21 protein-coding genes are annotated in these 22,473 nt (G+C 40.8%); 8 read left to right on the forward strand and 13 right to left on the reverse strand.

What is annotated here, in order from left to right:
- Positions 1-41: 41 nt before the first annotated feature.
- A complete protein-coding gene (locus CBS1_RS07115) occupies positions 42-1,397 on the forward strand; it encodes a sensor histidine kinase (protein ID WP_090222914.1) in 1,356 nt (451 codons plus the stop codon).
- 73 nt (positions 1,398-1,470) lie between these two features.
- On the forward strand, positions 1,471-2,892 hold the full coding sequence (locus CBS1_RS07120) for an HD domain-containing phosphohydrolase (protein WP_090222916.1): 1,422 nt from the start codon (positions 1,471-1,473) through the stop codon (positions 2,890-2,892).
- Positions 2,893-2,932: 40 nt separating this feature from the next.
- On the opposite strand, the gene CBS1_RS10750 is transcribed toward CBS1_RS07120, so the two are convergent.
- The 3 genes from CBS1_RS10750 to CBS1_RS07135 form a co-directional block, all read right to left on the reverse strand.
- Positions 2,933-3,739, reverse strand: a complete 807-nt coding sequence (locus tag CBS1_RS10750) for a ComEA family DNA-binding protein (protein WP_090222917.1) — start codon at positions 3,737-3,739, stop codon at positions 2,933-2,935.
- Positions 3,740-3,819: 80 nt separating this feature from the next.
- A complete protein-coding gene (locus CBS1_RS07130) occupies positions 3,820-4,809 on the reverse strand; it encodes a hypothetical protein (RefSeq protein ID WP_090222919.1) in 990 nt (329 codons plus the stop codon).
- A 6-nt stretch (positions 4,810-4,815) separates the two neighbouring features.
- Entirely contained in the window at positions 4,816-5,820 is a 1,005-nt protein-coding gene (locus CBS1_RS07135) for a M42 family metallopeptidase (protein WP_090222934.1), read from the reverse strand.
- Between the two features lie 193 nt (positions 5,821-6,013).
- Between CBS1_RS07135 and CBS1_RS07140 the strand changes: the two genes are divergently transcribed.
- From CBS1_RS07140 to rsgA, 5 genes are read left to right on the forward strand one after another with little or no spacing between them, the layout of a single operon-like run.
- Positions 6,014-6,913 (forward strand): radical SAM protein, encoded by a 900-nt coding sequence (locus CBS1_RS07140; RefSeq protein ID WP_407918654.1) that lies wholly within the window; start codon positions 6,014-6,016, stop codon positions 6,911-6,913.
- Between the two features lie 35 nt (positions 6,914-6,948).
- Positions 6,949-7,716: a radical SAM protein gene (locus CBS1_RS07145; RefSeq protein ID WP_090222922.1), complete on the forward strand. Its 768-nt coding sequence runs from the start codon at positions 6,949-6,951 to the stop codon at positions 7,714-7,716.
- 28 nt (positions 7,717-7,744) lie between these two features.
- Entirely contained in the window at positions 7,745-8,824 is a 1,080-nt protein-coding gene (gene rlmN / locus CBS1_RS07150) for a dual-specificity RNA methyltransferase RlmN (protein WP_090222924.1), read from the forward strand.
- 37 nt (positions 8,825-8,861) lie between these two features.
- Entirely contained in the window at positions 8,862-9,617 is a 756-nt protein-coding gene (locus CBS1_RS07155) for a PASTA domain-containing protein (protein WP_164969257.1), read from the forward strand.
- Between the two features lie 3 nt (positions 9,618-9,620).
- Positions 9,621-10,514, forward strand: a complete 894-nt coding sequence (gene rsgA, locus CBS1_RS07160) for a ribosome small subunit-dependent GTPase A (protein ID WP_090222927.1) — start codon at positions 9,621-9,623, stop codon at positions 10,512-10,514.
- Positions 10,515-10,551: 37 nt separating this feature from the next.
- Here the strand turns inward: rsgA and CBS1_RS07165 are convergent, their stop codons facing one another.
- The 9 genes from CBS1_RS07165 to amrA all read right to left on the reverse strand — a co-directional run bounded on the left by CBS1_RS07165 (position 10,552) and on the right by amrA (position 20,690).
- Positions 10,552-11,769, reverse strand: coding sequence for a glycosyltransferase family 4 protein (locus CBS1_RS07165; protein WP_033191681.1), 1,218 nt, complete (start codon positions 11,767-11,769; stop codon positions 10,552-10,554).
- Positions 11,766-14,153 carry an efflux RND transporter permease subunit gene (locus CBS1_RS07170; protein WP_033191680.1) on the reverse strand — a complete coding sequence of 796 codons (2,388 nt, stop codon included), beginning with the start codon at positions 14,151-14,153 and terminating at the stop codon, positions 11,766-11,768. Before CBS1_RS07170 ends, CBS1_RS07165 begins: the two co-directional genes overlap by 4 nt.
- A 1-nt stretch (position 14,154) precedes the next feature.
- Positions 14,155-14,565 carry a hypothetical protein gene (locus CBS1_RS07175; protein WP_033191679.1) on the reverse strand — a complete coding sequence of 137 codons (411 nt, stop codon included), beginning with the start codon at positions 14,563-14,565 and terminating at the stop codon, positions 14,155-14,157.
- Positions 14,566-14,599: 34 nt separating this feature from the next.
- Positions 14,600-15,136 (reverse strand): hypothetical protein, encoded by a 537-nt coding sequence (locus CBS1_RS07180; protein WP_090222928.1) that lies wholly within the window; start codon positions 15,134-15,136, stop codon positions 14,600-14,602.
- A 52-nt stretch (positions 15,137-15,188) separates the two neighbouring features.
- Positions 15,189-16,424, reverse strand: a complete 1,236-nt coding sequence (locus CBS1_RS07185; protein WP_090222930.1) for a S41 family peptidase — start codon at positions 16,422-16,424, stop codon at positions 15,189-15,191.
- 32 nt (positions 16,425-16,456) lie between these two features.
- Positions 16,457-17,758 carry an RNA-guided endonuclease IscB gene (gene iscB, locus CBS1_RS07190; protein ID WP_084384095.1) on the reverse strand — a complete coding sequence of 434 codons (1,302 nt, stop codon included), beginning with the start codon at positions 17,756-17,758 and terminating at the stop codon, positions 16,457-16,459.
- Between the two features lie 206 nt (positions 17,759-17,964).
- Positions 17,965-18,777 carry a tRNA (adenine-N1)-methyltransferase gene (locus tag CBS1_RS07195; RefSeq protein WP_052107141.1) on the reverse strand — a complete coding sequence of 271 codons (813 nt, stop codon included), beginning with the start codon at positions 18,775-18,777 and terminating at the stop codon, positions 17,965-17,967.
- Between the two features lie 23 nt (positions 18,778-18,800).
- Entirely contained in the window at positions 18,801-20,108 is a 1,308-nt protein-coding gene (locus tag CBS1_RS07200) for a hypothetical protein (RefSeq protein WP_033191676.1), read from the reverse strand.
- Between the two features lie 63 nt (positions 20,109-20,171).
- Positions 20,172-20,690, reverse strand: a complete 519-nt coding sequence (amrA, locus tag CBS1_RS07205; protein ID WP_090222932.1) for an AmmeMemoRadiSam system protein A — start codon at positions 20,688-20,690, stop codon at positions 20,172-20,174.
- A gap of 127 nt (positions 20,691-20,817) precedes the next feature.
- Between amrA and CBS1_RS10495 the strand changes: the two genes are divergently transcribed.
- Positions 20,818-21,747, forward strand: coding sequence for a DDE-type integrase/transposase/recombinase (locus CBS1_RS10495; protein ID WP_033190915.1), 930 nt, complete (start codon positions 20,818-20,820; stop codon positions 21,745-21,747).
- A gap of 48 nt (positions 21,748-21,795) precedes the next feature.
- Here CBS1_RS10495 and CBS1_RS07210 read toward each other — a convergent pair whose 3' ends face one another.
- On the reverse strand, positions 21,796-22,473 hold the full coding sequence (locus tag CBS1_RS07210) for a DUF6115 domain-containing protein (protein WP_090223374.1): 678 nt from the start codon (positions 22,471-22,473) through the stop codon (positions 21,796-21,798).

A 22,473-nucleotide genomic window follows, 5' to 3' on the forward strand; every position in this document is an offset into this window, starting at 1 on the left:
CATACTTGTCGTACTTGTCAAATCTTGTAGAGGGTGAAAATGTGGTGGGAAAATATGAAGAACGAAAGTCGGAGAGAATATATCTTGCTCTAAATCTTGTTATCCTTGTTATCGTCGCTTTTGTATTCTCATGGTATGCAAAAACCTTCTACGAAAACTGGCAAAAAGAAATTGATACCTTCATGAAAAACATGGCTGCCAGCCTCTCTTATCCAGCTTGGACTTACGATAGAAGGGTTATTGAAGAACTCGTAAAAGTTATGATTGAAAAAAGGGATATCTTTTCAGTTGCGGTTTACGATGATAAAGGCAGTAAACTTGCCATTAAAGAGAAAAAATTGGAACTAACACTCTTCGACCAGATTTTCGGAATAAGACAACTGACAAAATCACTTAACCTTACATTTGCAGATACATTCGTAGGTAGCATAAGCTTTGGTTACACGGACAGGCAAGCCAGAATGTTTTTAGTCACTACGGGTTTCGTTGCTACGCTGTTCTATATAGTTCTTGTACTTCTGACTTTGAATTTGAAAAAGAACAAACAGCTTGGCGCGATGGTTAACGAACTCAACGAGATGAACTCTGAACTTGAAACGGCTTTCAACGAGCTTGAAGAAGCGCAAAACAAAGTCATCAACGCTGAAAAGATGGCTGCACTTGGCAAATTGATGGTGAACATCGCGCATGATATTAACACGCCTACAGGGATAATTTATTCGTCTTTGACTGAACAGATGAACAGATTGGAAAGTGTTAGGGAAAAATTCGAAGCCGATGAACTTACGGAAGAGGATTTCGCGGATTGCTTGAACACTGTGCGTGAGTTAACTGATATTATGATTCGGAATGCCAGAAAAATAACAGAACTTGTGCAGAGTTTGAAGCGTGTGGCACTGAACGAGATGACTCAAACTTGGGCTGAGGTTAATATAAAATCTGTGGTAAACGATGTTCTTAACGCAATGCATCCAAAGTTGAGAAAGACGAAGATCGAGGTTGTTACAGAGGTAGACGACAACCTGGTGGCGTATACTATCCCAGGTGTAATTGCCCAGATTTTGATGAATTTGATAGACAACGCAATAGTTCACGCATTCGACTACGACAACCCTGGGAAAATTGTGATCAAGTTTGAAAAAGTTAAAAGCCGCAATGATGGTGAATTTCTGCTTTTTACTTTTTCTGACAATGGGAAGGGAATGGACGAAGAGACCAAAAAACGTGCTTTCGAACCGTTTTACACAACCGATAAGGAATCTGGCACAGGGCTGGGTCTGAGCATCGTGTACAACCTTGTTGTAGATATACTTGGTGGAGAAATCGAACTTGAAAGCATTCCTGGAAAAGGGACAACTTTCCATATTAAGATCCCCTTGATGAAAAAAGAACGGTAAGAAAACGTTTAAAATTCCTCAAAAGCTTTTTCGATGAAGCCACTTGCTCTGAGAGGTTGAGAGGTGACATAGAATGCCAGAGTTTTTGAAAAAATCAGGAATAAAAGATAGCAATGGAGAATTTTGGAAAATTTTAGTTGTAGACGACGAACCCGATGTGCATGCTATCACATCGGTCGTTGCACGGGATATAGAGTTTGAAGGAAAGAAGGTAAAACTATACAGTGCTTTTTCTGCCGATGAGGCCAAAAAGATACTTACGCAAGTGCCAGACATAGCCCTTGCTATGATCGATGTTGTTATGGAAAAGGATACCTCAGGGCTTGATTTAGTCAGATACATCAGGGAGGAATTGAAGAATCCATATGTAAGGCTTGTCATTAGAACGGGGCAGCCTGGATTTGCACCGCCAAGGGAGATTGTTTTGAAATACGATATAAATGATTACAGAGAGAAGGCGGAACTTTCCAGTAACGGATTGTATACGATGATAATTGCAAGGCTGAGAGAGTACAGAGATATCATTGAGCTCGACACACAAAGGAAACTTTTGGAGCGGAGTGCGTTTTATTCTTCCGTGGTGCTCAACTCAAACGTCGAAGATTTCGACGACGTCTTAGCGGAAGCGTTCGACAACTTTTCTAAGATTTTGGGATTGACCGTCAGAATCGAGAAGCTTAGTGAGGTCAGAGCTGACAAGTTCAATGGTAACGCTTATTCTACCAACGTGTCTTGGAATGAAAGTAAGAGTGTAGAGTTCGTCTTGAGAAAAGAAATAGGCTTAGGTGAGAGGATAAGAGTAGATTTTTCTAAACCTTTGACACGTCATCAGTCCGAGCTAATGACCATGTTCTTGGAACGTTACCTTTCGGCTGTGAATAATTATGTTTTGTCGAAAGACTTGATAGAAACTCTATACAAGATAATTTATATAATTTCTGAAGTTACCGAAACTAGGTCACTGGAAACAGGCGAGCATGTGAGGAGAGTAGGAAAACTTTCAAGGTTAATCGCTTCGAAATTGGGATATGAAGGTGAATATCTCGAGTTTTTCGAAATCGCCGCGATGTTGCACGATGTTGGGAAGATAGGTATACCGGACGCTATCTTGAATAAACCTGCCAAGTTGTCAGATGAAGAATTTGAAATTATGAAGCGACACACTATCATCGGCTACAATATACTCGCCAGTGTTGAACACCCGCTCTTTAAGTTGGCAGCAAATATAGCACTTTACCATCATGAGAACTGGGACGGAACAGGTTATCCGAAGGGATTGAAAGGTGAACAGATACCGCTTGAAGGAAGGATCGTCAGTATAGTCGATGTGTATGATGCATTACTTTCTGACCGAATTTACAGGCCTGCATGGAGTGAGGATGATACTATACGTTACATTAAAGATAGCTGCGCAAAGAAATTCGACTCAAAGGTGTGCGATGTATTTTTCAAAAACTACGATGAGGTTAGGGGTATTTACGGGCTCAAGAAATAAAGTATAAGAATTATAAAGAATTCCGGAATTTTTCTAACTTTCAGCGAACGGTTATCAGTTCCTTCAGTTTTTCGAAAGTTTTCTCACCAATTCCTTTTACGTTTTTGATCTCTTCAATGGTTTTAAATGGGCCGTTAACTGTTCGGTAATCGATTATAGCTTGCGCTTTGGTAGGACCTATACCTGGAAGTTTTTGTAATTCTTCAGAAGTTGCTGTGTTGATGTTAATCTTAGCTTGTTCTTGTTTTTGTGCCGTCTGTGATTGGTTGAGTTTTGCTTGCTGGAGTGTCTGGTTATCATTTTCAATTTCTGGAACGGTTTGAGGTCTGCCGGCGGTATTTTTCGCACCCGCGGTTTCAACTCTTTCAACCTTTATTCTGTCTTTCAATTTTTCGTATGTTTTTTGCCCGATTCCAGGAACGCTCATTATATCCTCAGGCTTTGTGAAAGCTTGATTTTCCCTGTATTCGATTATCGCTCGCGCTTTTGAGGGACCTATGCCGGGAAGTGTCTGGAGCTCCTCAAAAGAAGCGGTGTTTAGATCTATAACAGACGGTGCGTAATTTCGCTGAGCTTCTTGAAGCGTGCCCTGGGTTGTTTTGTTTTCGCCACCCATACCCTCTGCCTGCAATTTCAATCTATCGTAGCTGGGATTGAAGAGTACACCTGAGATAACTATCAGTGCTGAAAAAAGAAGGAAAAACGTCTTTTGTTCCTTCGAGAGCTTGGAGTGAAGTGATTTTAAAAACTCCAGAAATCTTGTAAGCAAGATTTCTGGAGAAAAACGTTCCGAGTCGCCCTGGTCTTCGTCTGGCTTGTATCCACCAACACGGTTCAATGGCAACATAAATACAATCCCCCTGAGATACACCCGTACGTCACGTTTGTTTCATATCTTTTTTACCGTTCTCATCTGAGTTATCGAACTTACCCTCCTATTTTGGTTACCTTTGCCCCTTTTGTGTAGCCGTATTTTTCGAGCTCTACCCAATCCTGCGAGAAGTAGAAGTTCTTCGCCTGATTTTCGCTGGTGAATATTCCAAAACAGATAACGTACCCTGCGTTCGTAGAGACGCTGAAAGCACTTATGCCGAGTGTTCTAAGGTTGACAACGGATTTGAAAGCTTCTTTCGAGCTTGAAATTGGATCGGTCTTCACCGTCCAAAATCCTTTTGAGGGATTCAATTCAGGCATCACGTTCGTTGGTGTCACAACTACATACTTGCCTGAATCTGTACGGTCTAATACGTAGTTCTGTGTTATCTTTGCTATCTTGAGGGCGGTCTCTCCATCAACAACGTACACGTACGCATTCGTTAAAATACTTCCTGGTAGATTCTCAGCCATCCTTGAAACTAAGAGGTTGTAGTCGAATTTTGTGATATCTTTGAGGAACTTGTTTTCTTCAATAACAGGTTTCGCCTGCCCGCCTTCTGCAGTCGTCGTAGTTGCACTCTGGTTTACCTTAGTTCCTAAAGATTGGTCGGAAGATTGTGAAGATTGTGCAGCTGCGGTATCTGTAGTGCTTGTTGCTTGTATCAAAGGTATTAAATTCTCGGTTTGTTTGTTTTGTTTACCTTCTTCGCTCGAAGGCTTTATAACTTGTGATTGAGTAAGGGTGCTTTCATTAACCACCGAAGGTAAGAGCACAGTTAATGTACTCTCCTGTGCAGGCTCGACTACAATAACGGTCTGCGTTGCTGTCGTTAACGTCTTTTCCACAGGTGGATTAGTGTTAGTCCCTATCTCCCGTATCACAACTTCGACTTTGGACTTCTGCATCTTCAGATAAAATGCGTAAAATGCCAGTGCTATTGTGACTAACGAAAGTGCTATGATGATAACTGATAGGATTTTTAAGTCAAAATCAGTAATTTCCCTCCACTTTCTCGAACCAATGGGTGTCCTCTGCTTCATTGCTGATTATAACCCCTCTTCGCAGTACTTTATGGTAAGTTCTATTGTAGCTTCCACATCAGGTTCGTACACCATTTCGCTCGGGGTGTGGATGTACCTTGTCGGTATGGATATCGTAGCGCTCGGTATACCTGCTTTCGTGGCTTGGTAACCCGCTGCATCGGTTCCTCCGAATATGAGTACTTCCATCTGATGCGGTATGCTGTACTTTTCGGCGAGTTCTTTTAGCTTGTCGACGATGTGTCTGTTGCTTATCGAAGCGGAATCCTTTACTTTTATACACGTACCTTTGCCAAGTTCCATTGGGACCCTCTTCAATCCTTTTGGCGTGTCTCCAACGCCTGTAACATCTAGTGCTATTGCAACGTCAGGTTCTATATCGTATCCCGCAACGTGTGCTCCGATGAGTCCCACTTCTTCTTGAACAGCGAATACGCCGTATACGGTATTCGTAGGTTGCTTCAAACGTTTGAGTACTTCTATTATAACCGCACATCCGATTCTATCATCCATCGATTTGCTTATCATGTATTCACCTTGTTTGATGAAATAGCTATCGAACGTTCCGAACGTGCCGATTGGACACAATTTTTCAGCCTCTTGCCTTGATTTTGCTCCGATATCGACGAAGAGTTTTTCAAACGACATCTTTTGGATGTTGGTTTGGAGTTCTTCTGGTGTTTCGCCCTCGATTCCCACGATGCCAACCACATCTCCAAATCTCAATCTTGATTGGTAAATCGTGTACGGAGAAACACCACCAACTCTGTCTATTTTGAGAAAGCCTTTGTCATCGATATTTGTAACAACAACACCGATTTCGTCCATGTGGGCGTCAAGAAGGACTTTTTTATCACTTTTGCCATTCTTCCAAACGATTAAATTACCAAGCTTGTCTATTCTGTAACCATCGATATGCCCTTCGAGTTCTTTGAGGATTACCTGAGTTATTTCCGATTCCCTCCCACTTGGACTTTTTGCCATCGTCAGTTTTTCAACCAATTTTTCCAACACAATGAACACCCCCGCTTTTTTGGTTTTTATGAATGTTGTTTTCGTACTGAATAAAATTATACCACAACTTGCCTTTCGAACAAACAATTAATTAAGGTTTAAACAACACAATCTAAACATATTCTAAATCTATTCCATTGTTTTGCGTGGTATAATCAGAATTACCGAAAATTTCAAGCCAGTAGGAGGCATGTTCAAGAATATGGGAATTGGAATAGAAATCCTCCACGAATGTACGTTATGTCCAAGGATGTGTAAGGTGGATAGAAGTGTAACGAAAGGTGTCTGCACGGTTGGATATTTGCCTAAATTGTCGAATATCGTTCTTCACAAAGGTGAAGAACCACCATTGTCTGGGGAGAAAGGTGCAGCTGCGGTATTTTTCACGGGTTGTCAAATGAAATGTACTTATTGTCAGAACATGGGTTTTTCGCAGAAAGGCGTTGGGTTTGAGATAAGCGTAGAAGAGTTGGCTTGCGGGTTTTTGAAAGCGCAAGAGGCGGGTGCAAAAACGCTTGATTTGGTGACTCCAACACCGCATCTTCCTTGGATAATCAAGGCTTTGGACATGGCTAGGGAAAGAGGTTTTTCGTTGCCCGTTGTTTACAATACATCAAGTTACGAAAGAGTCGAAGTGTTGAGAGAAATCGAAGGCTACGTTGATGTGTACCTTGCCGATATAAGGTACACGGATAATGAATACGGAAAGGTTTATTCGAAAGTTCCAGATTATTGGGATGTTGCGCAGCAAGCGATTTTGGAAATGTACAGGCAAGTAGGCCCTTTCGATGAGGAAAGGATGAGAGGACTTATCGTGCGCATCCTTGTGCTGCCAAACAATGTGAGTGGTCATGAAAAAGCGTTTGAGTTCTTAGCCAAGCTCGATAAGAGGATACCCGTAGCCCTTATGTCCCAATACATTCCACACTTTGGTGCGAAAAACGACCCACTGATAGGCAGGAAGATCACAAAGCAAGAGTACGAAAGCGCACTGGATAAGTTGATCGAGTTTGACCTTGATGGTTGGATGCAACTTGATGAGAAAGAGCGTGTCACAACCGCACCTATAGATTGGAGATGCATGTTGTAGTTCGAGAGAAATTATTATGTTGAGAGAGGTTAGATATGGGCAAGCGTGAGTTCATCGGAATAGATCCATCCGCAACTTTATCGGTTAGCGTTACCAAAGGTTGTCCTCTTAATTGCGCACACTGCGGAGGACATTATTTAAAACACATGGTTCAAGTTGAGGACCTGGAAAAGTACGCAGAAAAGTACAAATCTTTCCTCATCAGTGGCGGGATGTTGCCAAACGGAGAGATACCCTTTGGAAAGTACATCAGCTTTCTTAAAGAGCTCAAAGAGAAATACGGTTTGAAATACAACTTTCACATAGGCTTTCCCCTCAATCCGCCTTATGAGATAGAAGAAGTTGCAGACGTAGTCAGCTTCGATTTCTACGCTGACAAAGAAGTGCTGAAGGAAATATACGGTATAGAAAGGGAACCAGAACAGATATTAGATGCGGTTTGGCCTTTAAAAGTCCAAAAGGTGCCACATATAACAATTGGTGTTTTGTGTGGTAAAATATCTCATGAGGGAAAAGCTCTCGAAGTGCTTTCAGAATATTTTGAAAGCGTTGTCTTAAACGTTTTTATCCCAACTCCTTTGACGAGGTATGCGAATTGTCAGCCACCGGAAATAGACGAGGTGGAGAAGATATTTGAAAAAGCAAGCAAGTTGTTCAATAATGTCGTACTTGGTTGTATGCACCCACGAGGCGAATACAGAAAACAGCTGCAAGAAAGGATACAAAGGCACGCGGGCTTTATTGTGAAGCCTACAGATAGAACTTATGATTATCACGGCTGCTGCTCTTTTTATGTGAAATAACTAAAAATTGGAAACGAAGGTGATAGATATGGGAAGTGTTAAAAAGAACTTACTGGATTTTACTTATGAAGAACTGGTTGAAGAATTCGCAAAACTCGGGCTTGAAAAATTCCGCGTTGATCAAGTGTGGGACTGGATATTCAAAAAGAAAATATTCGACTTCGGTGAGATGACAAACCTTTCAAAAGAGCACAGGCAAATTCTTGCCGAGAGGTTCTATATTGGTATCCCAAAACTTTTAGATATGCAAGTTTCAAAAATTGATAAGACGACGAAATTTCTTTGGGAACTGGATGATGGAAACACAATAGAATCCGTGCTGCTGTTCCACCCAGATAGGGTGACTGCGTGCATTTCATCGCAGGTTGGATGTCCTGTTAAATGTGCATTTTGTGCAACTGGTCAGAGCGGTTATGTCAGAAATCTTTCCGTTGGTGAAATCGTTGCTCAGGTTATTGCGATGGAAAAGGAAAGGCGTGTGAATATTGGTAACATTGTTTACATGGGCATGGGAGAACCACTTTTGAATTACAACGAAGTGGTAAAAAGTGTGCGCATATTGAACCACAAGAAAGGCAAAAATATAAGTATGAGACGAATTTCGATATCAACAGTAGGTATCCCGGAAAAGATAGTGCAACTTGCAAACGATTTGCCCGAGGTCAAGTTGGCGATTTCGTTGCATGCACCAACGAATTATAAAAGAGACATTATTATTCCTATGAACAGAAAGTATTCTGTCGAAGAGATAATCCATGCTGTCAAAGAATATCAAAAGATTACCAAAAACCGTGTCACATTTGAATATATCCTTATTAGGGAATTCAACGATTTTGTGGACGATGCGGAAAAGCTTGCGGAACTTCTCAGAGGTATAGGCGCTTACGTTAACCTTATTCCTGTTAACCCTGTACAGACCGATAGTGAAATCAAAATGGAAAGACCTCACCATTGGGCTATTGAAAGGTTCAAGGAAATCTTAGACAAGCACAACATCGAAAACGAAATAAGAAGGGAAAAAGGAACTGATATAGATGCGGCTTGCGGTCAGCTCAGAAGAAGACATATATCTGGTGGTAAAGTAAACAAGGTGAAAGAAACAAAATAAGGGGATGGTACCGTTGATCGACAAAAGAGGGAAAAAAGTGAAAAATGACGCATCGAAGAAAGGAAAAAACATAGGCGTGTTGCTCGTTTCTGCTCCGGTTTTAGTCGTTATCGTGTTGATGTTGGCGGTAATTTCAGGACTCATTTCGTTTTATTTGTTGATGTTCCTGGAAACGAAAAAGGGAACTGTGCTTCTTCCAAATTTCATAGGTACCGATGTCCGAACGGCAGAACAAAAACTGAGGAGTATGGGTTTCAAAATTGAAAAAGTGGGCGATTCTGGAAAGGTTATCAACATGGATCCTCCCGGCAATACGGTCGTGAAGAAGGGTAGAAAAGTAAAGCTGTTTGCTGAGAATGCAGTTCAGAAATCTCTGCTAATTCCTGATTTTAAGGGAACGTGGTATAAGAGCGTTCAACAACTTTTCAACCTGATGGAAATACATTCCGTAATCAAAAAAGTGCCTGAGGGTGGGTTGGAGGGTACAGTTATCCAAACATCACCTACTCCCGGCAGTAAAGTTTTCACAGGAGACATTGTTACATTGTTTGTAAGTACGGGCACGGGCTCTGCAGGTACAAATTCTTCCGAGAACGAGGATCGTCCAATGGAAAGACTCGATAGCACTATAAGCGAGCCACAGCCGGGAGGGACGGAAAGTGCGCTGGAAGTTATTCCACCGTCAATTCCGGTTGAATCTCGGAGTTCCCAGGAAACTAAAACTGAGCAAGAAACAAACGAAAGTTATCCTTTGAGCGAAGGCACTCCGCTTAATCAAGGGGGTCAGTTCTGAGAGATGAAGCAAGAAAGGAAATTGGGCAGGGTTATTAAGTTTTACTCTAATCTTCTCGTGGTTCAGGACCTCGAAAGTGGTGAAAGGTTTTTATGTAAGTTGCGAGGTAAGTTTAAGAAGCAAGGGATAAGACCCATCGTTGGTGATGTGGTTGAATACGTCAAAGTTGTTGGCAACGAAGGGGTAGTGGAGAATATTCTGAATAGGAACAACGAATTAAAAAAGCCGAGCGTTGCAAATGTGGATCAGGTTATAATCGTTACTACTCTTGAGAAACCACAAGTGCCTTACGATATTCTTGATAGGTTCATTGTTTTGGTAGAGTATGAAAAGTTGCCCATAGTCATCGCATTAAACAAAGTAGATTTACTTTCAGAGAAACAGATCAAGCAATTTGAATCCATATACGGAAAACTTTACCCGATAGTTAAAACAAGTGCCGTCGAAAAGGTTGGTTTAGAGGAGCTAAAAAGACACCTGATGGGAAAGGTATCTGTCTTTGCAGGTATGTCGGGTGTCGGTAAGAGCAGCCTGTTGAACGCTATAGAAAGTACACTTAAATTAAGAACCGGTGAGATTTCTGAAAAGTTGGAACGCGGTAAGCACACAACCACAGCTGCTGAACTGCTTTCGCTTTCGTTCGGAGGATGGGTAGTTGATACGCCAGGGTTTGCAAGTCTTGAGATTTCACACATCAAGCCTTTGGAGCTACGAGAGCTTTTCATCGAGTTCGAAAACGATAATTGCTTCTTCCCGGATTGTTTACATCTGAATGAACCCGAATGCTTTGTAAAAAAGTCTGTTGAGAAAGGGAAGATAAGTCCTTCAAGATACGACAGTTATGTGAAGTTCTTGAACGAACTGATTGAGAATCAAGAAATGCGAGCAAAGGAATAAAAAAGCGCTCCGTTTGTTTTTAAGGAGCGCTTTTTGTTTATTCAAACAGTTCTATGAGCCTTTTAAATATGGCGTTGAGTTTCAGTTGCAAGGAAGTGTTTATTATGGATGGCATATGGAAGTCTATAAACCCTTCTTTCAAAGCCCTTTGATAGATCACCTCTAACCTGTCAGCCATGGTGTTCATTGACCAGTGCTTTTCGACATATTCTATGCCTCTTTTTCGTAGTTCATCCTTCTTTTCAAGGGCAGTGATTATCGCATTGTAGAACTCTTCTTCATCGATACCCGTGGTTATGGCTCCTTCGCCATTTACAAGCACGTTTGCAATGCCTTTGTAAGCTATTGCGACGACGGGTATACCGCTTGCCAAAGCTTCTAAAACGACCAGACCTTGTGTTTCTGTAAGTGATGCAAATACGAATAGATCAGCGGCTTTGTAGTAATCTTTTATTTCCTTATGTGGAACGTATCCGGCAAAGACAACCCTTTCTGATAGCCCTTCGTCTTGGAAGAAGTTCTCAAGCTCTTTCCGTTCAGGTCCATCTCCAACGATTAAGAACCAAACATTGGGTTCATTGTGCATGTAGCGTGAAACCACTTTTGAAAGAAATCCCAGATTCTTTTCTTTTGCGAGCCTTCCTGCGTACATTAACAGTACAGCGTCCTGTGGTATGCTGTATCCTCTACGGATGTCCTTTTCAGGTGGCTTGGAAAACTCTATTGTATCGATGCCTGTCGGTACAACCTCGATAGGCCTTTGCACGCCGTACGATATGAGTTCACGTTTTATTTCTTCCGTTGGTGCTATAACGGTGTTGACCTTGTTGCAAAACCACTTAGAGAATTCCTCAACTGTCCGTCTGTCCGGTGTAAACGGCGGTGGTACGTAATGCCTATATTCGGTCAATAGTGTATGATAGGTATGAACATGGGGCAATTTCAAGTCTTTTTGCACTTTTAAAGCTCGCATACCGAGTGCCATAGGATCATGGCTGTGGATTATCTCTATCTTGTTCGCAAGCGCGAATTCTATTATCTTTATGTGGTTTGCAAAGACGACTTTGTGCTGCTTTTCTAGAAGAAAAGGAATACCTGGTACAACGAGGGCCTTGTCTTCTCCTTCCGGTTTAACGGGTGCTACAATGTAGACCTCATGCCCCCGCATTTCCAAATATTTTTTTGATAAATAAATCGAAGTCGCTACACCGTTAATTTGTGGTAGGTATGTGTCTGAAATCATAAGTATTCTCATTGTTTATCCCCCTGCTCATCATTAGAAGTTGATAGTTTACTCCTAGCTGCTTTCTGGTAAGACTTTTCTGCAGAATTTAGGTACCAGAAGAATGAAATAAGCAGGGCACCTATAAGACCTGCGGATGTGACAAAACCAAATTCCCTCAGCAGTTGCCCTTGCGCAAATATGAAGCTGCCAAAAGACGCAACAGTCGTGAGCACACTCATTATAATCGCTTTTTCCGTTTTTATAACACTCTCTTTTCCATACCGAATACTGTGGTCTAATTCTACAAAGCTATCAACACCTATCCCAAGAAAAATCGGCAAGACGATAAACGTGATGAAAGTTGTTTTTATACCCATAAGGTAAGAAATACCAAAGGCAGCAAGTGTGTTCAATATTGTCAGTGTCAATATACGTGATGCCTTCAAAGTGCTTCTAAAATCTATGTAAAGCACTATAAATTCTATCAAAAAAACTATGCCAAATACCCATACAGTGGACCTTAACAGCTCTTCGATGATACCATAAAAAAGGGCGGTGTAGCCGTACACCCTTATATCTCCAAGAACCTTAACTGACTCAAAGAACTTTTTGATATTATTGTTACTCCAGATGTCCATTGCAGGTGTTATGTGCGCAAGTAGATACTTCTTGCCTTGGATATCTTGGTAGAAAAGACTCGGGATGTCCTTTTCCATTAATTTGAAGAGGTCTTCGGTTGTGGTGATATTTTTTATCACATCCACTGTTGAAACGAAGCTTTCGTATAAGCCGTATTTTCTGAACAAAATCTCTAAAAATGGCGTGTTGGTTATCTCAAGTACCTGGACGTAGATATTCGATTTTTCCTCAGCTATTTTTTCTGGGTTTTGGATGAATGTTAATATAGAAAAGTCGGATGTTATCAAACCTGCGTCTTTGAGCTTTTGAATCGCGCTGTGCAGCTTTTCCGAAGTTTCTTCTGCTATTGCTATGTCACTTGAAGCAATGCTACCGAATTTTTTAGCTATAAGCTCGCTTGTGATATTTGTTTCTGACTTCTTAGGTATCAAGCTTGAAGTTGTGTATGAAAAGTTCAAAATGGAAAATACACCTATAGCTGCCAAGATAACAGTGAGAACCATGGTTGATACCATGAGTATCCGATTTTTTCTTATTATATCAACTATCCTCACGTACGTTTCCCTCTGTCTTCCCTTGAATTTCGAGATGAATCTATCATGGGCTATGGGGACCAGCGTGCTAAAGACGAAGAAATAAACTACTACGCCAAGAGCGATCGAAAAACCCATCTGTTTAATAGCATCGGAAGGACTTAAAAGCATTCCGAGAAATGCTAGTGCTGTTGTTATCATAGATATAAAAGACGGCCTAAAGTTCTCAATAAAGGCAGCAATAATACTCTGGCGTGAGATACCTTCAATGTTGAATCGTTCTTGTATTCTTGTAACGATATACATCGCGTAGTCTATACCCATTCCAAGTAACATGGCGTTGACAAAAGTGGTTACTATGTTCAGTTCTTTCAAAAACAAGGCTATAAGGCCAAGGGCTATACCCATTGCCATGAGAAGGCCTGTTGAGAGAATCAAAAGTTCGAGTAAGTTGCCAAAGCCAATGATTATTATAGCCACTATGGCCCCCAACGATATGAAAGTTGTTAGTGTGAAATCTTTCGAAGCTTGAACGTTTGCCTCGTAAGTAGACATGACTCCGCCGGTGAAATAAACCTTGACCTTGTTCTGAGCTTCGAAATTCTTGGACAATTTTTTCAACTCTTGTATAGCTCCTGTGACAAATTTTACATCGGACATTGGTTTTGTCATAGAGAAGTTCATAACCAACAGCTCTTTATCGGGAGAGATTAAGTAGTACTTTTTTATACCACTTTTTTGAACTATGTTTTCTATATAATTGTTCAAATCGTATAGGGCAGAACCAATGTTTCTCCAAAATCTGAAATCTACGAGTGTCTTTGGTTCCACATTGGTAAGGGAACGGTAGTACCTAACAGTGTCGCTTATTGTTCCTTCACCTAAAGAGAGCAGTCCATATTTTACCAAGGTTTCTGGGTTATCAAAAGGCTCTGCTTGGTTTATGTATGAAGTCTTTTCGAAAAGGTCTTTGAGTTTTTGTGCGACATCATCTGGATTGTGCTCTTTTAGACCATCGACAGCCACAATAAGGGTATTAGAAGTCAACTTTTCAGAAGTGTATTTCACAAGGTCTTGAAACCTTGGATCTTCTTTAGGTGCTAATCCCGTGATGTCCGCGTTTATTCTAAGACCGAGAACAGCGTACAGTCCGAGCGAAACCGAAATAATGAACAATGTGATTATGACTTGTTTTTGCTTATTTAGAATGGTTTCGATATACCACTTGGCAAACCTTTCCAATTCAGCTCGCCCTCCATGTTAACAGTAATAACAACGCTAATCCGTTGAATATAATTATGGGAAATCGTTTTTGGAATTTCGGTTTTACAAAATTACTAATGATGTAACATACCACATAACCATAATGGAATGAAAGTCCGTACCAACCAAGCCTGAACGCAAAGATGGGAGCGAAGGCGTATACAACCAGTCTTTGAACTTCCTGAAAAGTTTCCTCTAAGTTCAAAAACAAACTGGAAAAGAACACAAGTGTTGGAAGATATAAAAGAAAGAAGTTAAAGACCTCAGGGTCTAAGAGAAAGACTCCAAGGTGCAAATACTCGGCAGACCATGGGTAAAGGACGATTAAGAAAAAAAGAGCTACGAGAGACTTTATCATTTCTACAGTAGCTTTCGACTTCAACTTTGCCATTCAGAGTTTCTCCCCTTATCGTTAAGGCTTCAATTTACTTATCAGCAACGAATTCAACGTTGTATTTTTCTGTTATCAATCTTGCTATCTCTTCATCTGATTTTCCCAGACAAAAAGATGTATTCAAACCGTTAAGTGCGCTCCAAAGTGCATCTCCAAAGGTTTTGTTGGCACAGTACTTGCTGTAAATTAAGTAAACTCTTGGATACCAGACTAAGTTAATATGTTTGATTTTGTACCTTATCCACTCGACGCCATACCCCCACCAGTAGTGCCAAACCTTTTTTGTAACATATCTTGCTGCACGTATATCTTGTACCATGAATATCTCGCGTTCAAGTACACGCGAATCATCGTATATATGAATCCTTCTGTTGTATTCTATGAAAAACAGTTGTTGGTTAACCTCGTTAGTCTTTCTCAAAATCGTGTATTTGTATGGATTTTTCAAAAAAAGAGACGGAGAAGGCAGAACCTCCTCCATCGTTACAGGCTTTTTTCCTGTGGTCAGAAAAGTAAACGTGATGACCGTGAATGCGAAGAAAACTAACGCATAAAATTCTACCCTCATCTTTTCATACTTCACTTTCTAAAGTGCGTGTATTCTGATTTAACGAATATCTTCATTGTTCATTTTTTATCTGTTTTACAAGGTAATCAAGTGCAACTTTGACAACGGGGTCATTTTGGTCTACTTCTATTTCGGTTAACGTGTATGTTTTCGCATCCATCTTTCTGACGGTCGTGTTTGTAGCTCCTTGAGTTTCTTCGACTTTGAGATTTGGTTCGATGCCAACTTTGTGTATATCCTTGCCGGATGGTGTTAAATAGTGAGCGATCGTCAAAAAGACGGTCCCACCATTACTCAGAGGGAATCCTCTTTGCACGGAACCTTTTCCAAACGTCTTTTGACCGATAAGTACCGCCCTGTTGTTCTCTTTCAGAGCGCCAGCTACAATTTCTGAAGCGGAAGCAGAACCGTTATTTACAAGAACGGCCATCGGTACCTTTGGATAGTTGTTGCCTTCACTGATGTAACGCTCGGTGATTTTTCCATCCCTGTCTTTTACAGATACGATAATTTTACCTGCATCCAAAAATTGATTGGCCACGTTGATTGCTACGTCGAGTAATCCACCAGGGTTGTTGCGCAGGTCCAAAATCAAAGCATCGATCTTTTGATCGTAGAGTTTCCTGAGTGCTTTTTGAAGTTCTGAAGGGACAGGCTCGTTGAATTTAGTTATAAGTACGTAACCTATCTTGGTTTTGTTATACTCGGTTATACCGGATTTGACAGGGATTATCTGAATGATTTCACGAACTATAGTAACTTCAATAATGTTGTTTCCACGTTTTATGGTAAGTTTTACAGAAGTACCGGGTTTTCCTCTCATCTTATTTACAGCTTCCATGTATTCCATTTCACTCACAGGTTGGTCATCGATGCCTATGATAAGGTCTCCCGCCTGCAATCCCGCTCTCCAAGCCGGGGTTCCGTACATTGGGCTTACAACCTTAACAGCTCTGTTCTCACTGTCGTACGTAACTTCAATACCAAGTCCACCGTACTGACCTTCCATCTCTATCTGCTGCTCAGTCATCTGAGATGGAGGATAGTAGTAACTGAAGTCATCTCCGAGTCCTTTTACCATACCGTCTATTGCAGAATCGATGAGCTTGTCGAATTTTACATTCTTAATGTCGTAGTAAAAGTAATTAATTCTGTAAAGCGTCTCGTAGAGTGGAGAAATGTAATTGAGTAGTTCCTTGTCCGATGCTCCTGATAGTATCAAGCTCGATGCGATAACCACAACAGCCAAGAAAACGTAAGAAAGAAAACCCTTAAAAACGCTTTTCATACTTTTCACCTTCCTTTTCAACCACATTTTGATTAGGAACTCGCAATATCGTTTGTGTGTTCATGAAACCGGGCTACGGATACACGTGGCTTTAGCCATGAACAAGTAGCCCTTTCCCTCCTTTCGAACATCAACGTTTTAGCTCTCTCAATTAGCCTTAATTTTGTATACTTTACACTGTCACTTATCTTTTCTCCACTAAGACTACTTATCGAAAAATATCCGCTGCTTCTTAAACCTGTTATTATCCCTTTCTCACCTTCACACTCAACTTTATCAAACCTTCTAAACCCTCTCACTTGCTTAACTGTGTTAATTGGTCTTTTCCCGCCCTTAATCGGATTGGCTTTGTGAAGCGACCTGTTTTGTCGCCTGAAGAATTTACCGAAGTACCATTCGCTTGCTCTTTCTTGAATATTCCCACCAGCTATTACTAACGCGTCATCTCTGTGAGACTTCTCAAGTCCATACAGAATCCGTTTTTCTTTCGTAATACTACCATACGTGATTTCGACATGGTAGTTTTGCCTGAGTTTGTTGACTATGTGCCACCCAATCGTTGAAACGTGAGCTACGTGCTTAAACACCTTTATTTGCTCTAATCTTGATTTAGGTATCTTTATCTTGCCTTCGTGCAACATCTTGTGTTCTTGTGTTGTTAGCACTATTAAATTGTTCGGTGCATCTGTACCACCTTCGCTTCTTGGAATAATGTGGTGGATTTCCAGTATTCCAGTTTTACCAGACAGTTCAGACTTGTATCCAGCTCTCCAAAGGCAGTAATCTCTTACATCGCTAAATCCTTTCTGCGGACCATTTTGGTAGTCTTTTGCTTCTATGTCTGGATTTTGTACTTTCTGGATATCAAACGGTGCAACTTCCACAACGACTTTTGTTATCGGTATTATTTTGCTGAGCTTGTTTACTATCCTGACGTGCGCGTCTACTTTCCACTGCAAACTTGGAGGCAACCAACCATCTTCCTTTCGTCTGTTTAGAAATCTGGGTTTGCGATATCTTGTTTTTCTGTATCTTCTGAACCTTCTATGTTGCCTGCGCTCAAGTAGTAACTTTTTGATATCTTGTCTAAGCTGGACTTCTGCAGAGAATATCTCTTCTTTGTCAGTGACGGCAGATACACCTACAACCTTAGAGCCTGTGTCTATTCCAACGGTAACAGGTTGTGTGTAGTTTGTTGTTTCGTACAAAAGCTGGATGGTAAATGGTTCTCTGTTCACTACCTTCGCCAGTCCTTGTTTCAAGAGCCTTCTAACCTTTCCAAGCCTTTTTGTTGGCATTAGTGGTTTTCCATCTTTTGAAATCACGAATACCATGCGGTAAGCCTCCTATCGGAGTTAGGTGCTCATCCCCAAAGTTAGGCTGGCTTGTCGTGTCTGCCACACTGTCCCTACCCATTAGGACTGTTTAGTGGCAGACGGCAGGGCATGGAACTTGAGCAGTATTCCATGGTGCCGTGACCAGCCTAACGTAGCCGAAAAGGCTGAGGGTAGTCAACCAGGGCTTTTTCCAAGCCCGCCACTTAAGTGGTGGGTGGTTGACCTTTTGTTTCTGCTTTACCTTTTGCAAGTGCGTTCACCTTTCTGGCAAAGATCATATAAGTTGTGTGTGCGACCATCCTGTCGACTGGTCTTAATCTATTTGGATATGGTTTGAATTGTCTCATCAACGATTCCCACACTTCTACATCGATAAACGGTAGTTCGTACATCTTCTCAAGTACCATGGAGACCTGATTGACCGTTGGACAGATTACACCTATTCGACCACCGCCGGCAAGTGCCTCCCAGCACACCTGAATGTAGTTCTCTGGATCTGGTACGTCCAAAAGTAGAGCATCCACATTTGTTTCGTCAAATCCGAATGCGATATCACGGAGTTTCAATTCAACTCTGTTTACAAGTCCCCATTCTGTAAGGTTCTGGGTTGCGAGTTTGTAGAAGTCTTCGCGTCTTTCGTACGCGTAGACCTTCCCTTCTTCTCCAACAAGCCTTGCCATTGCAGCGCACATTGCACCGCTTCCAACGCCAGTATCAATAACCCTACTGCCTGGTTTGATATCTAATTTCATAACAATGTAGCTTGAATCCTTTGGATAAACTATTTGAGTCTTCCTTTTCATCGAGAATATGTCGTCGATATAGGTAGGTTGCAGGAGGTAGTAAGATTTGCTTGTCTTACCAATCGTAATTATATCGCCGTAATTTTTCCCGATTATCTTATCAAATTCAACAACACCAAGGTGCGTACCTTTTTTCTTCCCTGCTTCTACTCTCACAAGGAATTTTGTCCCATCTTCTCCATAGAGTAAGACTCTATCTCCGTCTTTTATCAATTCATCTACACCTACCTTCTTTTTTATTGTTGCTTATTTTCAATTTTAGCACGAGTGCTTGAAAGTTCAACAATCAGTGAAATCACAAGTAATAGTCCTAAGATGTAACTGGCCACAGCTGTTCCAAATATATCCATCAGAATTCCAGACAAAATGATGCTTGCGTAGACTGAAAAGGTCTCCCAAGGTCTTACTTCATTTATCTTCTGCACACTATCTTTGTAGATTTCTGGCAGGAATCTTTCCAAACCCAAGCAAATGGAACCAAGTGGCTTTTGTATTCGCGAGTAGATAAAGAAGCCGATTAAGAATGCAGATGTTAACATCCATCCTTTTATTGCAAGTAAGAAAGTCGTTGCGTAGATAAATAGCGCAAGCGCTGTATTAACGTGCCCTAAAAGACGGACCTTCTCTCCATAACTTTTGAAAAAAGCGCTTGAAAGAGCGTTTAGCGTAGCACCCAGAACGAAAAGCAACAGCATCTTAGGTGCTTCTAATTCAGGTGCGGTTTTGCGCGTAGTGAATGAGTACCATGCGTGTAAAGGTAGCAAGAATTCGATTTGATAAAAGAGTACGGTTTTTACAACGTCTAAGGATAGGTTGACTCTTTGAGCTTTGTTTTGGACTCCAGCCTTTGGAGTTTTCCCTATTTGGAATTTATCGTATATTTCAGCTTTCTCAGTTGTGCTCAGTTTGATTTTGTACTTCTTATCCTCAACTATCAAGAAAGCAACAGCAAAAACGGAGAAGAAAAACAAAAGACTCACGTGAGACACTATTTCACTGCACGTGTCGGTTTTGAATACTTTCAGAGAGTAAGTGTACGACCAGAGTGCTCCAAAGATACTCCAAAACACCGACTGAAAGTTTAAAAGCTTTTGGTTGAAATAAGTTTTCTTATCTTGCGCAAGTCCTATTAATGACAACGAGTAGACGAACAACGAGAAGTTAAAAGAGAGTAAAACAAGAAAAAGACTGAAGAGATTTGTCTCAGCTGTCATTAAATTTGGAATCGTTGAGAGTAAGAAAGCTGAGGTGGTTCCAAAGACGAGTATATAAGGAGTTCTTCGACCTATGGCACTCCTTGTCATTTCAAATAGGAAAAGTATTTTGTTCTTTAGTAAAGCAACAAAAAGCAACTCTGAGTAGAAAAGTGCAAGTGTAAGTGTCCTTGAAATTGTTGATTTCAATAAGAAGTTCAATGTTAGGTAAATGTAAGTTGGAACCACAAAACCAAGCCCAAAGAAACCAAAGGAAAGTACAATTATGTCTTTTATATCCTCTGTTCTTAACTTACCAAAGTTCATACCTTCGTTTCCCACCATTTTCACGCATAGACCACCTCTCTAAATTATGAAAACCAGGGAATTCTTTGAACACGATTATGGTTTATATCATCGGTATCTTTCGACTGTGAATTTGTATATTTCGAAATCATCATCGAATATCCCAGCTTTGAGTTTGGCTATTCGGATTTGCTCTTCAACTGTGTCTACGCCTTCTATGTCCGGTAAAAGTAGCCCTCTTCTCCATCCTTTTTGGACGATTATCCCGTATTTTTTTGGATCAAGCTCTGAGATGCTTTCCACAGGTTCGTATGGGTTTAGAACATCAACATTGACTACGATGTTGTCTAATTCATAAGGTTGCACAGGCGGAAACCTCGGATCTCTTGTCGCAGCTGCTATTGCATTGTCACGTATTTCGTACGCGAGGTTTTCACGCACAGGAACAAAAGTTCCTATACATCCCCTCAATGAACCATCCAAGTTATGCAATGTTACAAAACAACCTGCCCTTCTTTCGAAAAGTTCCTTTGGAAGTCCTTCGTGTGGTTCGATAGCTCTTTTGTGTTTAACGTAATTTTCAATGACTTCAATTGCCCACTTTACATAAGGATGTTCTCCAATCACGCTAATCCCCCCTTGCTTGCATAGATGCTGTTAACTAAAAGTATTGAAAATTTCCAAAAACCGTATTATCTTCTTATTAGTGGAACACCCCCCACCATCAATTCTCACAAAAAGGAGGTACTCCACTATGCAAAATTCTGTAGTCTCTTGCCCCAAATGCGGCTCTACCAACATCTACAAAAACGGTCATGATAAGTACGGTAACCAACAATACTTTTGCAAAGACTGTAAGCGCACTTTCAGACTTGTTCATTCAAAAAAACACAAGCTCTTCTCTTTCCCTTATCCTAAATGCCCTGTCTGTGGAAAAACTATGCAAATCCACAAAATCAAAAAAGCCTTCGTTAAGTTCCGTTGCCGTTCTTGCCATACCAGAGACGAAATCCCAACTAACTTACCTCAATTTGTCCCTCTTCCTTTCGACTCTTTCAAGTTCTTCCGTTTCCCTATCTTTATTGTCCTTAAAGCCTTCGTCCTTTATTTCAAAGCTGTGTCCTTGCGTTCCATCAGAGACTCACTTAATATCAAAGTCTCTCATGTCGCTATCTACAAGTGGATCCTTAAGTTGTCTTGTTTCTTTTCCATCCTCGTTCCTGTAGATGCTTTCAAAGTCCATGGTGATGAAACTGTCGTTTTGTTTAAATCCAAAAAGTACTATGTTTGGTTCTTAGTTGACCATGAGACGAATCTCATTGTTGCTTGGCATGTATCCAAATATCGCGATATGGGTCAAGTGAAGATATTGTTAGAGAAGTTCTTTGGTAACAACGAAAGAACAATCGAACTAATTACAGATGGACTTGGTGCATATGGTGCAGTGAAGATACTATACAAGAATATCAATCATATTGTTGTGAGACTTGGGCAAAACAATCAATGTGAATCGAAGTTTTCGTTATTCCAAGACTTTGTACGAGCCAAGCGTGGATTTAAGAATATTGACAATCTTCCAATGTACGTAAACAGTTTTTGTGTAGTGAGAAATCTCTTGAAACTGAACGGGAATGATATTGCGCGTGTTATGAGTGTTCTATTGTCTTCCATCACTACAAGTTAACAGCATCCTTGCATATACCGGAGATTCCAAAAACTCTAAACTGAAAGTTCAAGGTCTTTGCCTCTTCATGAGGTCGATTATTAGTTGAACTTCTCCCACACCCATCTTCATCTTTTTGGCAATTTCCACGGGCTCTAAGCCACTGAGATACATGTCAAATATGAGCACTTCTTTCTTGTTTTGTTCTGGTTCATCAACTCCATCGACATCTTGTATTCCCTCGTAATCTGAGTACTCATCTTCTTTTTTTGAGCTCTCTTTCCTCGATGATGGTTGTGCTGAGTTGGATGGAACGTTTTTGAAGATATATCCTTGAATTAACGCCTTTTCGTCTGGAGATATCTCAACATCGGAACCGGAGGATTTTCCGCTTCTTTCTTCCCTCAGCCCGCCAGTTTTTGAACTTGAGAATTCCGTATTTACATCAGTGCTGGTTAAGTTTTGTAACTGATTTTGAAGCTGAACAGCCAAAGTAGCTAAGGATACGTATTGTTCGTTCAGTTCCTTTATCAGATTCTTTGCTTCCTCCATTTTCTTTTCAAGTTGTTCCAATTTTGAATCTACGAATATTCTTACCTTTCCTATCAGTTCTACAAGCTTTTCTTCCTCTTCATCTATTTCGCTCTTTTCAGTTCTCTTCTTGAAGCTTTCCAATATATACGTAGCCCAGGCAAATATTAGTGAACTTATTGAGGCTAAAACTACAAACCAGTGGAAAGCTGACAT

It is taken from the genome of Fervidobacterium changbaicum (assembly GCF_004117075.1).
Taxonomy (GTDB): Bacteria; Thermotogota; Thermotogae; order Thermotogales; family Fervidobacteriaceae; genus Fervidobacterium; species Fervidobacterium islandicum.

Excerpts from the sequence above, each read along its gene's own strand:
- CBS1_RS07120 (WP_090222916.1), top strand. The coding sequence starts at position 1,471 with ATGCCAGAGTTTTTGAAAAAATCAGGAATAAAAGATAGCAATGGAGAA.
- CBS1_RS10750 (WP_090222917.1), bottom strand. The coding sequence starts at position 3,739 with ATGTTGCCATTGAACCGTGTTGGTGGATACAAGCCAGACGAAGACCAG.
- CBS1_RS07130 (WP_090222919.1), bottom strand. The coding sequence starts at position 4,809 with ATGAAGCAGAGGACACCCATTGGTTCGAGAAAGTGGAGGGAAATTACT.
- CBS1_RS07140 (WP_407918654.1), top strand. The coding sequence starts at position 6,014 with ATGTTCAAGAATATGGGAATTGGAATAGAAATCCTCCACGAATGTACG.
- CBS1_RS07145 (WP_090222922.1), top strand. The coding sequence starts at position 6,949 with ATGGGCAAGCGTGAGTTCATCGGAATAGATCCATCCGCAACTTTATCG.
- rlmN (WP_090222924.1), top strand. The coding sequence starts at position 7,745 with ATGGGAAGTGTTAAAAAGAACTTACTGGATTTTACTTATGAAGAACTG.
- rsgA (WP_090222927.1), top strand. The coding sequence starts at position 9,621 with ATGAAGCAAGAAAGGAAATTGGGCAGGGTTATTAAGTTTTACTCTAAT.
- CBS1_RS07165 (WP_033191681.1), bottom strand. The coding sequence starts at position 11,769 with ATGAGAATACTTATGATTTCAGACACATACCTACCACAAATTAACGGT.
- CBS1_RS07175 (WP_033191679.1), bottom strand. The coding sequence starts at position 14,565 with ATGGCAAAGTTGAAGTCGAAAGCTACTGTAGAAATGATAAAGTCTCTC.
- CBS1_RS07180 (WP_090222928.1), bottom strand. The coding sequence starts at position 15,136 with ATGAGGGTAGAATTTTATGCGTTAGTTTTCTTCGCATTCACGGTCATC.
- CBS1_RS07185 (WP_090222930.1), bottom strand. The coding sequence starts at position 16,424 with ATGAAAAGCGTTTTTAAGGGTTTTCTTTCTTACGTTTTCTTGGCTGTT.
- iscB (WP_084384095.1), bottom strand. The coding sequence starts at position 17,758 with ATGGTATTCGTGATTTCAAAAGATGGAAAACCACTAATGCCAACAAAA.
- CBS1_RS10495 (WP_033190915.1), top strand. The coding sequence starts at position 20,818 with ATGCAAAATTCTGTAGTCTCTTGCCCCAAATGCGGCTCTACCAACATC.
- CBS1_RS07210 (WP_090223374.1), bottom strand. The coding sequence starts at position 22,473 with ATGTCAGCTTTCCACTGGTTTGTAGTTTTAGCCTCAATAAGTTCACTA.